We start from the raw sequence: 13584 nt of genomic DNA, 5'->3' as shown, positions 1-13584 counted from the left end.
TTTATCTTTTAACATCTATCCTTATAGGATTGGACACATAATGATCATGTACTGGATAGTTTTCCCATTTTACGGAGTAATATTGAGTAAAGAACGGCATGATTTTATTAATAACATTTTGTTCTTCATGTTCGTATCCTTGTACATTAACCCACATGTTTTGACTTTCTTTAACTTTTACAATTTCTTTATCTTTTACTAAGATTTGACCATCTTTAATTGTGTAATCAGCAAGAGAGAAACCTTTTTCGATTTCTGCATATTGTCTGGATGGGTCAATTTCATTAGGATTTATGTCATATACAGCAATATCTGCTTTGTATCCAGGAGTAAGAGCTCCTCTGTCTCTGAAACCGTAGATTTTAGCAGGTGCTGCTCTTGTAATAATTGCAATGTCGTTGAAGTCGTATTCCCTTTCAAGAGTTGGGAGAGTAGTTCTTTTTTGTACCCATTTGTGAACTTCACCGTTTTCAATCATTTCCATTCTTCTTTGGTTACTCATTAACCAGGAGATAATTCTTGGGTATCTTATGAATGGACCTGCGTTAGGGTGGTCAGTAGTTAAACATACTTGCCATGGGTTTTTAAGATGTAAGAACAATTCTAAACCAATAGCCCATTGAAGTGCTCCAACCGGACTTCTACCTGAGTAGATACATGGAATAATACCAGCTGCGGTTTCACATTCAATGTCTTTGTTAGCCCATTTTAATCCAGATAATTTGAACAAGTCGTATTCCATTGGTGCATCTGCTGTCATGGTGGTTGTTTCATCTAAAGTTACTTGTCCAATATCACAAGTTACGTGGTCGTGACCGTTTATGTATTTAGCAACTTCTTCTGCACCGGAACTTGCATCTCTCCAGTTGGTTCCATCATATGAATGGAATTGAAGGTGACAGATATGTACAACTTGATCCCTAATATCTGCTTTAGGACTTTTCTTAATATTTTTAAGAGAATCTAATGTTTCAAGAGTAGTTGGTACGTTACCAGGGTGTCCTAAATCATTTGGGTGAATGTGAATAGAGTGAGGAAGACCTAATTTTTCGTTAGCTTTTGCTAAAGAAGTTACAACTTCTCTAGAAGTTACATCAAAGTAAGGTGCTTTGTCATTGTATCCATGTACGTTCATACCCCAACCCCATGCTTCACTACCACATGGGTTTACGATTTTAATTCCGTAACCTTTGGAGACTTTTAACCATGCAGATACAAATGCGGATAAGTCTTCAATATTGTTTTCTCTTGCGTATTCCATTACAAACCAGTTGTTACCAAATAATGCTAAAGCTGGAATGTCTATGTTTGGAATAGTTGCAATTTCTTCGTGAGTGTGTTTTGCTTCAAGAGGAGGCATAGCTGCTTCTACAACAGTACCATAACCTAATCTGGAGTATCTGTAACCAGTTGATGGACAACTTGGAATGGAAAAACCAGATTCTGCCCTTGTAACTTTTGTTTTTTGAGTAACTCCTCTTCTTGAATCTTCAGGTCTGTATAATCTACCTACAACTAATTTTGGACCTGCAACGTGAGCGTGAGGATCTACCCCAGCAGGCATAACGATTTTATTAGTAACATCTATGACTTTTGCATTAGCTGAGACTTCTTCAACAATGATATCATCTTTAACCATGATATCTTTTTTCTCACCATTTATTCCGTTAGCTGGGTCATAAACAATACCATTTTTAAGTATAAATTCCATCATATCACCTTATAATGCGTTTGGATTAGGCACATATTTTGGAGCTACATTTGGCTCCTCTCTGAGTTTCATGACTCTTTCTTTAAGTTCTCTGATAATCCATTCGTCGTCACGACATGTTTCAGGTTTATCAATTGCTTTTTTCATGTAAATAGGAACTCCGTCCATACGATAACTGGTACCAGCACATTCTACTGCAATGAATGAACCAGGTAATACTACATCAGCAAGTTCAGTAGATGGTCCCCAGTGAATATCCACTTGAATAACAGGAATGTCAGCTAAATGTTGGTTAGCACCATTAGGGAAGTGAGCACCAGGGTCTGCTGCAATAACCATGAAACAGTCAGGCTCTTTCCTTGTTAATAAATCGATGGTGTTAGTTTCTCCTAACATATATCTAGTGTAACCTCTAGCAAAGTCAACACCAAATGCAAATCCAGTTTCGAAAGCCATGAAAATGTTGAAACCATTTACGTTAAAGTGACCCCTCATTGGAGTAAGACCCCATTTACTGTATTTGTTTAAGTCTTGAATCATTTTAATAGCTATATCAATGTTTCTTTGTTTGGATAAAGTGTGAGTTAATCCTAAACCGAAGAATAAAACACCGAATTCAGCGTTTTTCATTTCTTCTACTAATTCGTAAATGTCTTCTTTAGGAATTCCGGAAATAGTATCTTGATATATTTCTTTTCCTCTTAATACTGCTCTGATAGCATTGTAAAAACCATAATCTCCATTTTGTTCGAATCCTATCCATTTATCAGAAATTTTTGCAGTATCGGAGAATTTTGGATCCATAGTTACAACAGTTCTGTCAAATCTACCTCTTTGTCTGAAGTATCCTCTACAGAAGATAGCATAACGAGCTGCATGTCTTGGGTGAGAGTTCATTGCGTTACTTCCAGAGTAAACAACCATGTCTGCCCTATTTTGAACTTCCCCTAAAGTTTGAATAGGGTAACCTGCATTTTGCACAGCTTGTAAACTTGGACCGTGACAGATAGTAGCTTGGTTATCTAAAACTGCTCCTATGTATTCACCTAATTCTAATCCTTCTTTCATACATTCGGTGGAAGTTTCAGACCAACCGTAGAATACTGGCCTGATAGAGTTAGCAATATATTCTGCAGCTTTATCTAAAGCAGTATCCCAATCTACTTCCATAAGTTCTCCGTCTTCATCCCTAATCATAGGAACTACTAATCTTTGGTCCATATCTTCCATAACTTTACTTGCACCTAATCTGCAAGCATGTCTTACAGCAACAACATGGTTGTCTTTAACTAAGTAATCTAAATCATCACAGTTACATCCACAAAATGCACAAGTACAATTTTCTACGATGTAATCATAATCGGTTACAGGTGGCTCATATGTCATGATCAATCAACTCCTCCCATTTACGACCTTTATATACTGGTCTTTCTCCTAATGATTCCATATGTTCAACAACATCATCGTCGTCGGAATCAACATATTTTTTGTAAACCCATCTCATTAAATCAGCCATGAGTAATACTTCTCTGTCTGTTTTTTCAACAGTACAATGAATACCTTTGTAAGTTGGGTCAGAACAGCAGTAAGTATCAGGACTTACAACAGTATTTGCCCAAGGACCTTTACAAATGAAAACAGTTCCTTCGTGAGGTGCATCTCTAGATACTGCAGCATTTACTACAACTTCTCCCCATTCAGTTTTAACAAGGACAGTATCCCAATTTTTTACACCTAATTTACCCATGTCTCTTGGGTCCATATAACAAGTTCCAGAAGCATTTTTATATTCTTCTTTTAATGTAGAACCTCTTTTTTTACAAGCTCCTTGATAAATGTCAGAACCTGTATTTAACATACATTTAAGTACTTTGGTCTTTCCATCACCAACAATTTCTACATCAGGAACAACAGGTTTTGATAAATAAGTATTAGCATAATGCATAATTATTCCTCCTATTCAATCCATATAGCATTTACAGGGCAGAACATTTGGCAAGTTCCACATAATTCACATTTATCTGGTGAGAAAATTTTAATGAATCCATTTTCGACCATAATAACTACTTCATCAGTCTTTGCACCGTTACCACCTGCATTTTCAGGGCTGATAGATGCGTTAACAGGACATGCAATTACACAAATTCCACATCCTAAACAATTATCTTGATTAACTTTAAGTTCCATTAAATCACCTAATTTTTAATTGCATCGAATGCATCGAGCCATGTTACAGATTTTATAGGAGTGTGATCTATTTCAGTTCTTGTAACAGTTATAGCTCCGTTTGGACATACTTTAGCACAAGCTTTACAGCGGATACAATATTGATCATGTTTAGTAATGCGGTCTAATCTTTGACCTGGTGCAGTAGAAACAGGGAATGCTAAAGCATCACATGGACAAGTATCTACACAAGCTCCACAGGTTTGACATGCTTCCTGATCAATTTCTAAAGTACCTTTGAATGGTTTGTTGGTTTCAACAGCATCAGTTGGACATACTCCTTCACACCATCCACAGTATACACAAAGTTCATCATCAATAACTGCACTACCAGTAGTAACTTCATCTTCAGCTTTGAAATCATATTCACCATAGGAACATGCCCTACATACTGCAGAAATAGCATCAACTGGACAAGCCCTTTTACATACAAGACAATATACACATTTGTCTTTGTCAATTACGATAGATTCTTGACCTGTAGTGTTATCTACTACAATTGCTTCTGCAGGACATAATTCTTGACAGATTCCACAGTAAACACAGTCATCATCACTTACACTAATTTCACCAGATACTAAGTTTTGACGTTCTGGCAATTTTCTCATGACAGTAATTGCATCTTGAGGACATGCAGTTTCACATCTTTTACAGTAGATACATTTGTCGTCATCGATTTTAGAATAGGAGTTGTAATGAGGATATGCTTCAATTTCACTAATTGGAACATCATCAATAGTTAAAACTAATGCATCTATTGGACATAATCCACTACACATACCACATAAAACACATTTATTTTCATCAATGCTGATTTTTTGAACATCAAATTCAGCATGGAAATTTTGTGCTATTTTTTTATGACCACTGAAATAGACATCGTTGGAACGTCTGTGACGAGCATCGATAGCAATTGGATTTAAAGTAATTGCTTCAACAGGACAAGTAGATTCACAAACTCCACATCCAAGACAAATCTGATCATTAAAAGACAACTTTCTTACTTCTTCAGCTGCCCTTGTAATAGCAAAGTTATTGTCTATAGCTTCTTTTTTATTTTTAATCATTATTAAATCTCCAAAATTTTAATAGAATTCGTTGGGCACTCATCTTTACATAGCTGACAACCGCAACATTGTATGGAGTCTACATGTGCTTTTAACGATTCTAATTTAATAGCTTTCATAGAACACATGCTTACACATAAGCCACAACCGATACATGAATCTGCAACAACTGCCTCAAATTCCCTATCATTACAAATAGAAACAATTTTACGGCTTTGTTCAGGTTCATCAAATATTGCACTGGTCATTTTTAAGAAATCTCTAGGAGTCAGGTCAGTGATAGTTTTGGCAACGTCTATAGAATTCCAAGATAAATTACTGCCATTTAAATAATGGGATACTGTAGACCTATCAATACCTAACTCATTAGCTATTGCTTGTTGGCTTTCACCTTGCTCTTTTAGCTTCACTGCAGCTAAATATTTCAAACCAGATGCAATATGTTTTGGCATATAAACCACCATGTGTAATGATATAAACTTTTGTTTATTATTAATATATACTTGTCTACTAGAAGCAAGGCGAAAGTAATATATATGACTGTGCTAATACTACAACAAAAAAATTAGTTAAAAAGATTAGAACAATTTAATTTAAAAAATAAGTGATTTAAATAGTTATATTCCTACAAAAATTATCCTAATAATTTAATTTAAGATATAAAGGTTAAAATACGATTTGAAAAAAAGTAATATCGGATATTTTTATTGGAAAAATAATAAAAAAATAAAAAAAATGTATTACTAAATCTATAAAAAATTAAGGAAAAACTAAAATTTAAGAGAATGTGGAGTAACTACACATCTATTATAATAACTAGATAATACATAATAATAAGTAGAGGTTTTACTATGAAAATCGTATCTGTAGTAGGTAGAAAAAATACTGGAAAAACTTCCCTAACTGTAAAGATTATTGAAGAACTTACCAGAAGAGGATATAATGTGGCATCTATAAAGCATTCCCATCATGAAATGGAAATGGACAGGGAACATACCGATACCTGGAGACATAAGCTGGCAGGATCAAATGTTGTTGTGGGAATCGGGTCTACATCATTTTTTAATGTAAGAGATATTTTAGAACTAAACAGATTACTGTTTTTAATTAAATTTATGGACAATGTCGATTTTGTAGTTATTGAAGGATTTAAAAGCTACAACTATCCAAAAATAGTAACATCCCTTGATGTAGTTGATGAATACACAATAGCTGAAGTGGACTCCTTTTCAATAACTCCCGAAGGTGTGTCAGATCTAGTGGATACTGTTGAAGAAAAAGGCCATGATATTGTTGATACCCTCTTTTTAGATGAATGCGGATTTAATGATGGAGACGCAATAGCTAAAGAAATCAGAAAAGGAACTGTAAAAACCGAAGACCTGGACAAAGTTAATACGTTTATGTCAATTGATAATACAGTTATCGGTTTAAATGAATTCGTTAGCGATTTTATCAAAAAAACAGTGCTTGGAATAATAAAAACATTGCATATCGAAGAGTATGGAGTAAAAGATATTAATAAAGTTGAACTAATAATAAACAATGAAGATAACATTGATTTAAACCCAAAAGTGGAAGCTAATGTTCTAATTAACAATAAAGAAATTAGTTTAAATCATCATACCAACAACTTCGTTGCAAATTCAGTATTTGGAATGATTAATTCCCTAAACACTGATGAAGATGCAAGAATTGCACAGGTAGATATTTCTAAAATAAATCAGGAACATCTTAAAGAAAGTGAAGCCAGACTCACAGTAAACAATAAAGATGTTGAGATTAATGCATTTGTAAAGGGCATCCTAAAGGAAACAATTTACGGTATGATTAAATCATTGAAACTTGGAGAACTAGACATCAATGAAATCGAAACTATTAATATAACTGTTAAAAAATGATTTTATGAGTATAGAAGCTATCAAAGACAAATATGAACGACCAATACTTTCATTAAGAATTACAATAACAAACAAATGTAATGAAAATTGTTTATACTGCCACCATGATGGGATGGATGATTCTCAAGAGGAAATGAATGCAGATGAAATTTACAGAATCTGTGAAATAGCCAAAAATATTGGTGTTAGAAAAATAAGGATTTCTGGTGGAGAGCCTTTAATAAGAAAAGACATCGTTGAAATTGTAAGTAAAATAGCCAGCCTTGATTTTGATGACATATCCATTACTTCAAATGGAACCTTACTTGGAAAATATGCAAAAGATCTAAAAGAAGCTGGATTAAATAGGGTAAATATCAGTTTAGATACTTTAAATCCTGAAACTTACAAAAAAGTTACCACTAAAAATCTGCTTGAATCATCAAAAAACGGAATTCTGAAAGCTGTTGAAGTTGGCCTTTATCCCGTTAAAATCAATATGGTTTTAATGAAAGGAATAAATGAAAACGAAGTGGATGATATGTTTGAATTTTGTAAAGAACATGGCATCATACTTCAGCTTATTGAATTAATGGACAGTGAAAACTGTGATGATGAAAAATTCAGCAGAGATTATCATTATAATTTAGATCCCATCAATGAAAAGTTGCTTTCCATATGTGATGAAGTCAAAACACGTGAATTTATGCAAAACCGTAAAAAATACTTCATAGACGGAGGAGAAATTGAAGTAGTAAAACCTATTGAAAACAGCGACTTTTGTGCAAATTGTACTAGATTAAGAATAACTCCTGACGGAAAAATAAAGCCATGCTTACTTAGAAATGACAATCTGGTAGAATTAATATCACATATAAGAAATAATGAATCAGATTCTCAACTAAAAGAAGTTTTCATTAAAGGCATTGACAAAAGAGAGCCTTATAACAATTAAAAGCTATTTTTAAACAGAAGATTTTTATCTTCTAAAATTAATTTTTTTTAAAAAAAAGAAGTAAATAGAGTAAAAACTCTATTTCCAGTTATCTTTTGGTTTGTGTTCAGTGAATGGAATTGGTTCCCCATTATCAAATCCAGGGAGATATCCATATACGTCACGGATTTTGTTGTTTACTGTACTCCATACTTTAGCTACAGGTATTTCACAAGGACAAACTTCAGTACATTGACCACAGTTAGTACATGAATCTACCATGTGCACCATACGAGTTAAGTGGAAGAATGGTGCTGCAGGAGTGTATCCACCAGGTACCCATTCAGGACCTTCAGCTTCAAGACAGCAGTCATCACAGAAACATAATGGGCATGCTTCACGACAACCGTAACATTTCATACATTTAGAGAATTCGTCTTCATATTCTTTGAATACTTCGATGATATCTCCGGAAGTACCTGCGTAATCTGCTTCTTTTTTCTTTGCAGATGCAGAGAGCATGAAATTATTAATTTTGTCTCTTATTGCAATTCCTTTTTCGAGTGGTTCTTCAACAGCGATTAAATCAGCTTCAATCACATCATTAAGAATATCTGCACCTTTATCAGAGAATACTTCAACAAAAGTAGCTTTTCCTGCTAAAGGACCGATTACTCCCCAGTTACCTAATGCTAAATCTGCGTTACTTGGTATTTTTAAATCACATCTTTGACAGTTTTCTCTTCTACCCATACCGTCTTCTTCTAAATCTTCAATACCGAAACCTTTTTCCCCTTCTGCAGTTTCCATAATGAGTTTACCTTTTGCGATTTCTTCTTTAATTACGTCACTAGGATCTAACTCATAAACATCTCTAATCATTTGCATAGTTGGTACAGGAGGTAATGTTCCACCACAGTTTACTCCAATCATTATGACATTGTCTTCGATGATTTTGCCCTTTTTCATTAATTCTCTTATAGACATTGCGTCACAAGGTTTACAGGTAACTGCTATTTTCATATCTCTGCAACCGTCTAAGTATTTGTATATGAAACTAGCTAAGTTTACAGTACCACAGTGAATTGAACCTGCAGTTTTAATAACTTCTTCAGGATCAGTTATAAGACATGGAACTGCATCATATAAATCAAATCCTTCTTTTACAGCTACAATACCATCAACAACATTGCTTTCTAAAAGATGTTTCATGATAGTTGTAACTACTCCTCCGTATTCACCTTTTTCTTTAATACCTTCATTGTTAGAGTATGCATAATACATGTCGCTATTTTTTACAGCCATTTAAATCTACTCCTCAATTTTTTCTACTTTAATAGCACAAGCTTTTAACTCTACCATTTTACATTTTGGATCGAAAGAATCAGAGTTAGTTAACATGTTAGCTGCACATTCAGTAAAGTGCATAGGTATGTTTACAATACCTTTCTTAATGTCATCAGTTACTCTTGCAGGAATTTCAATTTCTCCTCTTCTGGAACTAGCTTTAACTATTTCATTATTGAGAATTCCTAATTCTTTAGCATCTTCTGTATTGATTTCTATAAATCCAGTTTTAACTTCGTTGTCTAAAGTTTTACATCTTCTAGTCATAGCTGCGTGATAGTGGAATAAAACCCTAGTAGTAGTTAATAACAATGGATATTCTTCATCAGGAACTTCTACAGGACCTCTGTGTTCTAATGCTTGGAAAATACCTAATCCATCAGGATGTGCAAATTTATCTTTGTGCATTAATGGTTGACATGGGTCGTCAACAGATGGACATGGCCAGTGGAGAGCTTCAGGAGTGTCTAATCTTTCACGGTTCATACCAGCGAAGATTGGAGCACATTCTCTGATTTCTTCAAAGATTTCTTCAGCAGATTCGTAATGGAATTTTTCTCTTGGAACTCCCATTCTAACTGCGATTTCTTCCATAATTTTCCAATCTAACATTGCGCCTTCAGGTGGTTCTTGAGCTTTGTGTAAACATTGTACTCTTCTTTCACCGTTGGTGAATGTTCCTTCTTGTTCACCCCAACCTGCTGCAGGTAAAACAACATCAGCACATTGTGCAGTATCAGTCATGAATAATTCTTGAACAATTAACATGTCTAAGTTAGCTAATGCTTCTTTAGTATGTTTGATATCTGCATCAGAAAGTACTGGGTCTTCTCCATGGATGTATAATACTTTTAAGTCACCAGCATGAGCTGCATTCATCATTTCTACTAAGGTTAAACCTGGTTTTGCAGGAAGGTTTGTTCCATAATATTCATTGAACCAGTCAGTAGTTTCTTGATCTGCTACTTTTCTGTAACCTACATAATCTGAAGGTAATGCACCCATATCACAAGCACCTTGTACGTTGTTTTGTCCTCTTAATGGGTTTACACCAGTACCTTCTCTTCCGATGTTACCGGTTAACATAGCTAAGTTAGCAGTAGACATTACGTTATCTGCACCGTGAGAGTGTTCAGTAATACCTAATGAGTAAACAATAGCTGCTTTATCAGCTTTAGCATATTCAATAGCTAATTCTTCAATGACTTCTGGTGCAATGTGAGTGATTTCAGATACAGTTTCAAGGTCGTATTTTTGTACTGTTTCTTTAAGTTCATCGAAACCTTTTGTTCTGTTTTTAATAAATTCGTCATCTTGTAAGTCATTATCAATAATAACTTTAATCATACCATTCATTAATGCTACGTCAGTACCTGTTTTGAATTGTACATATTCATCAGCTATTTTAGCAGTTGGAGTGTATCTTGGATCTAGAACAACTAATTTAGCACCATTTTTTTGAGCTTGGATTAATTTACGACCAAACAATGGGTGTGCTTCCATGTTGTTTGAACCAATACAGAATATGTAGTCTGCTTCTTTAATACTGTCGAATCCGTTGGTCATAGCACCTGAACCAAAGGTGGTAGCAAGACCAGCTACAGTAGGTCCGTGACAAATACGTGCACAGTGGTCAACGTTTTGAGTACCACAAGCTACCCTAGCTAATTTTTGAGTAATGTAAATGTTTTCGTTTGGTGAACGAGCACATGCATAGAATCCAACTTTATTTGGATCATCATCAGATACTTCTTTAAGTTTATTAGCAACTAAATCTAAAGCTTCATCCCAAGAAGCTTCCCTAAATTCCCCATTTTCTTTGATTAATGGAGTTGTTAATCTATCTTCCCTATTAATAAATTCATAGCCAAAGTTACCTTTTGGACATACTTTTCCTTCATTTACTGGGTGTCTTTTATATGGTTCGACACCTACAATTTTATCATCCTTTACAACGAAGTTAAGTCCACATCCAGTACCACAGTATGGACAAATTGTTGGGACATATTTTATCTCAACCATTTTATAATCTCCAAATAATTTATTTAAATAATATAAATTAATAAGAAGCATAAAGCTTCTTATTTATTTTAATTCAGTTCTACCTCTAACTTGCATCTTTAAGGTAAGTTATATAATAAATACAACCTACAAATATTGCTGCACCAATTATGTTTCCAATAGTTACTGGAATAATGTTTCCAAGAGTAGTTGCCCAGTTTACACCGTCAGCACCTAAGAACATACCTAATGGAATAAAGAACATGTTTGCAACACTGTGCTCAAATCCGATAGTTACGAACGCCATAATTGGGAACCAAATACCAAAAATTTTACCAATGATATCATCAGATGCTAATGCTAAGTATACAGCTAGACAAACAAGCCAGTTACAACCGATACCCCTAATGAGTGCTACATCCCATGATAATCCAACTTTTGCAACAGCAACTTTAGTAGCTCCTGCAGCAATTACTGGATCAGTAGCAATACCACTCATATATGCTAATACATAAGCAACAAATAAAGCACCAACAAAGTTGAAAACCCAACTGAGAACCCAGTTTTTACAAAGGCCACCAACAGATGCTTTACCATCTAAAACACCCATAACCATGTACATAACATTTCCTGTGAACAATTCAGATCCTGCAAGTACAACAAGCATCAAACCAACAGGGAACACTGCACCAAATACAAATTTAGATAATCCAAGAGGACAACCTGCTGCGAGCATTCCTGCATTTGCAACTTCAGCTAACAATCCACCAAATGCAATATATGCACCTGCTAAGAAGGATAACAATATTACATTAAGAACATTTGCGGAACTTTTTGTTCCACCTATTGAAGACACAGTTTTTGCTGTATCAACAGGACTTTTAAAAGAACTCATTAATATCAACCTCATTTTTAATTTTTCCACAGGGGAAAAAACTTATAATACATATGAAAATCTCCCTTAAATTTTGACTCATAGTATTATAACTATAAGTATATCAGTTAATATAAAAAGGATTTGTTATCTGCCTTAAAAAGTAATATTTAAATATATCCACTAACAGAATGTATATATAATTGATAAATCATGATAAAATACTTTCACATCGTGAAAAATCTATTTTTTTATAAAATTATTACTTAAAATACTTGTAAACATTATTACAGATTTTATAACAGTTATTTATTAAAAATAATTTAAATTACATCCTTTTTAACATTTATACTAACTAAATCACAGGATTCCAAAAAATATTCCAAAATAATAAACTTCGTTATACCTAATGATTTTTGTAAAACCTAAAACAATGTGTAAAACATTCCATAAACATTTAGGAAAAAGAAATTAAAAAAACTGCAAAATAATGAACAAAACAAATAAAAAATAGAAAATAAAAGATAATTATCAAATTGTAATACTAAAAAAAAACAAATATAAAAAGAAAAAATAAAAAAAAGTTAATATTATCCCGATACCATCACTAGCTTACCAGTAGTCGGATCTTCATAAACTTTACCTACTTCACTGTATCCGCTATCTTCCATACCGCCAGCATCAGTATAATTCTGTTCAAAAGTATCAGCACTAGAAACATCCTGAGTATCAGGTGTTTGAGAGATTAATTCCGGATTTGCAGATAATGCCATAATAGCAAAAATTAAAAATCCAAGTGCCAGAACTAGCATTGCATCAGACAAGTTAGATAAACCACTCATCGGGTCATCATCTAAAGATTCACTAATTCTACGTTTTTTCCTAAGCATAATACTCACTTTCTATTTAAAGTCTCTAATTCTGCTTCAGCAATAGTTTCAAGAACTATTAAATCTGATTCATACCATTGTTTTTTAAATTTAGATACCAAATAAGCAAGTGCACCTATAACCAAACCAGTGACAGTAGTATCAAATGCAACAGTTAATGCTTCAGCTAATGTAACAATATCTCCAGAACCTAATGCTGCTAACCCCGGACCTAAAGGAATTAAAGTACCTAAAAGACCTAAAATAGGACCTACTCTTACAAGAACATCTGTTTTATTAGTACTTTTAATTAATTTAGTTTCTTCTGCTGAAATTAATTCACTGGCTAATGCTTTTCTAGCCTCACTTCCGATATCATAATTGTTAGCTATCTTAACAAGGACATTCTTTTGAAAGTCAAATAAATTGCTTTCTTCTATAAGTTTTTCAATTTCACTGTGAGACTGTGAAAATGAAACATCCCTAACTAAACTTTCCAATTCTTCAGAGCTAATTGTTTTTCTTGAAATGCGTTCATTAATAAGTCCTCCAATACATAATATAACAACTATCAAACCAACCACAATCAAAATCATTACCGGAGTCAGTAAGCTTTCAGATACTATATGAATAAATGAAGATAATGTTTCAGTTCCTTGAATTATCATAAATTAC

13 protein-coding genes are annotated in these 13584 nt (G+C 33.7%); 2 read left to right on the top strand and 11 right to left on the bottom strand.

Features of this window, described 5'->3' with window-relative positions:
- Position 1 precedes the first annotated feature (1 nt).
- The 6 genes from MSM_RS07110 to MSM_RS07085 are packed head-to-tail and all read right to left on the bottom strand — an operon-like array spanning position 2 to position 5468.
- Positions 2–1714 (bottom strand): formylmethanofuran dehydrogenase subunit A, encoded by a 1713-nt coding sequence (locus MSM_RS07110; protein WP_011954496.1) that lies wholly within the window; start codon positions 1712–1714, stop codon positions 2–4.
- 6 nt (positions 1715–1720) lie between these two features.
- Complete coding sequence (locus MSM_RS07105) at positions 1721–3097, bottom strand: formylmethanofuran dehydrogenase subunit B (protein WP_004032494.1); 1377 nt, start codon at positions 3095–3097, stop codon at positions 1721–1723.
- On the bottom strand, positions 3087–3656 hold the full coding sequence (locus MSM_RS07100) for a molybdopterin dinucleotide binding domain-containing protein (protein WP_004032495.1): 570 nt from the start codon (positions 3654–3656) through the stop codon (positions 3087–3089). The genes MSM_RS07105 and MSM_RS07100 overlap by 11 nt, the downstream gene beginning before the upstream one ends.
- Before the next feature lie 11 nt (positions 3657–3667).
- Positions 3668–3898, bottom strand: a complete 231-nt coding sequence (locus MSM_RS07095) for an ATP-binding protein (RefSeq protein ID WP_004032496.1) — start codon at positions 3896–3898, stop codon at positions 3668–3670.
- Between the two features lie 8 nt (positions 3899–3906).
- Positions 3907–5004 carry a tungsten-dependent formylmethanofuran dehydrogenase subunit FwdF gene (gene fwdF / locus MSM_RS07090; protein ID WP_011954495.1) on the bottom strand — a complete coding sequence of 366 codons (1098 nt, stop codon included), beginning with the start codon at positions 5002–5004 and terminating at the stop codon, positions 3907–3909.
- Between the two features lie 2 nt (positions 5005–5006).
- Entirely contained in the window at positions 5007–5468 is a 462-nt protein-coding gene (locus MSM_RS07085) for an indolepyruvate ferredoxin oxidoreductase subunit alpha (protein WP_004032498.1), read from the bottom strand.
- Positions 5469–5855: 387 nt separating this feature from the next.
- On the opposite strand from MSM_RS07085, the gene mobB reads away from it, so the two are divergent.
- Together mobB and moaA are read left to right on the top strand one after the other, a co-directional pair.
- Positions 5856–6905, top strand: a complete 1050-nt coding sequence (gene mobB / locus MSM_RS07080; RefSeq protein WP_011954494.1) for a molybdopterin-guanine dinucleotide biosynthesis protein B — start codon at positions 5856–5858, stop codon at positions 6903–6905.
- Positions 6906–6909: 4 nt separating this feature from the next.
- The gene (gene moaA, locus MSM_RS07075) at positions 6910–7839 is read left to right on the top strand and encodes a GTP 3',8-cyclase MoaA (protein ID WP_011954493.1); all 930 of its coding nucleotides are present in this window, start codon (positions 6910–6912) and stop codon (positions 7837–7839) included.
- Positions 7840–7917: 78 nt separating this feature from the next.
- On the opposite strand, the gene MSM_RS07070 is transcribed toward moaA, so the two are convergent.
- The 5 genes from MSM_RS07070 to MSM_RS07050 all read right to left on the bottom strand — a co-directional run bounded on the left by MSM_RS07070 (position 7918) and on the right by MSM_RS07050 (position 13577).
- Complete coding sequence (locus tag MSM_RS07070; protein ID WP_004032501.1) at positions 7918–9123, bottom strand: Coenzyme F420 hydrogenase/dehydrogenase, beta subunit C-terminal domain; 1206 nt, start codon at positions 9121–9123, stop codon at positions 7918–7920.
- Between the two features lie 6 nt (positions 9124–9129).
- Positions 9130–11238: a formate dehydrogenase subunit alpha gene (gene fdhF, locus MSM_RS07065; RefSeq protein WP_011954492.1), complete on the bottom strand. Its 2109-nt coding sequence runs from the start codon at positions 11236–11238 to the stop codon at positions 9130–9132.
- Positions 11239–11272: 34 nt separating this feature from the next.
- Positions 11273–12061, bottom strand: coding sequence for a formate/nitrite transporter family protein (locus MSM_RS07060; RefSeq protein ID WP_302516559.1), 789 nt, complete (start codon positions 12059–12061; stop codon positions 11273–11275).
- Between the two features lie 569 nt (positions 12062–12630).
- Entirely contained in the window at positions 12631–12930 is a 300-nt protein-coding gene (locus tag MSM_RS07055; RefSeq protein WP_011954490.1) for a DUF2149 domain-containing protein, read from the bottom strand.
- A 5-nt stretch (positions 12931–12935) separates the two neighbouring features.
- The gene (locus MSM_RS07050) at positions 12936–13577 is read right to left on the bottom strand and encodes a MotA/TolQ/ExbB proton channel family protein (protein WP_011954489.1); all 642 of its coding nucleotides are present in this window, start codon (positions 13575–13577) and stop codon (positions 12936–12938) included.
- Positions 13578–13584: the final 7 nt, after the last annotated feature.

The organism is Methanobrevibacter smithii ATCC 35061, assembly GCF_000016525.1.
GTDB classification, from domain to species: Archaea; Methanobacteriota; Methanobacteria; order Methanobacteriales; family Methanobacteriaceae; genus Methanocatella; species Methanocatella smithii.
This window is presented reverse-complemented; position numbering and strand designations above follow the sequence as displayed.

Coding starts and splice junctions, on each gene's coding strand:
- MSM_RS07050 (WP_011954489.1), bottom strand. CDS start 13,577: ATGATAATTCAAGGAACTGAAACATTATCTTCATTTATTCATATAGTA.
- fwdF (WP_011954495.1), bottom strand. CDS start 5,004: ATGATTAAAAATAAAAAAGAAGCTATAGACAATAACTTTGCTATTACA.
- fdhF (WP_011954492.1), bottom strand. CDS start 11,238: ATGCTTCTTATTAATTTATATTATTTAAATAAATTATTTGGAGATTAT.
- moaA (WP_011954493.1), top strand. CDS start 6,910: ATGAGTATAGAAGCTATCAAAGACAAATATGAACGACCAATACTTTCA.
- mobB (WP_011954494.1), top strand. CDS start 5,856: ATGAAAATCGTATCTGTAGTAGGTAGAAAAAATACTGGAAAAACTTCC.
- MSM_RS07110 (WP_011954496.1), bottom strand. CDS start 1,714: ATGATGGAATTTATACTTAAAAATGGTATTGTTTATGACCCAGCTAAC.
- MSM_RS07070 (WP_004032501.1), bottom strand. CDS start 9,123: ATGGCTGTAAAAAATAGCGACATGTATTATGCATACTCTAACAATGAA.
- MSM_RS07085 (WP_004032498.1), bottom strand. CDS start 5,468: ATGGTGGTTTATATGCCAAAACATATTGCATCTGGTTTGAAATATTTA.
- MSM_RS07095 (WP_004032496.1), bottom strand. CDS start 3,898: ATGGAACTTAAAGTTAATCAAGATAATTGTTTAGGATGTGGAATTTGT.
- MSM_RS07055 (WP_011954490.1), bottom strand. CDS start 12,930: ATGCTTAGGAAAAAACGTAGAATTAGTGAATCTTTAGATGATGACCCG.
- MSM_RS07100 (WP_004032495.1), bottom strand. CDS start 3,656: ATGCATTATGCTAATACTTATTTATCAAAACCTGTTGTTCCTGATGTA.
- MSM_RS07105 (WP_004032494.1), bottom strand. CDS start 3,097: ATGACATATGAGCCACCTGTAACCGATTATGATTACATCGTAGAAAAT.
- MSM_RS07060 (WP_302516559.1), bottom strand. CDS start 12,061: ATGAGTTCTTTTAAAAGTCCTGTTGATACAGCAAAAACTGTGTCTTCA.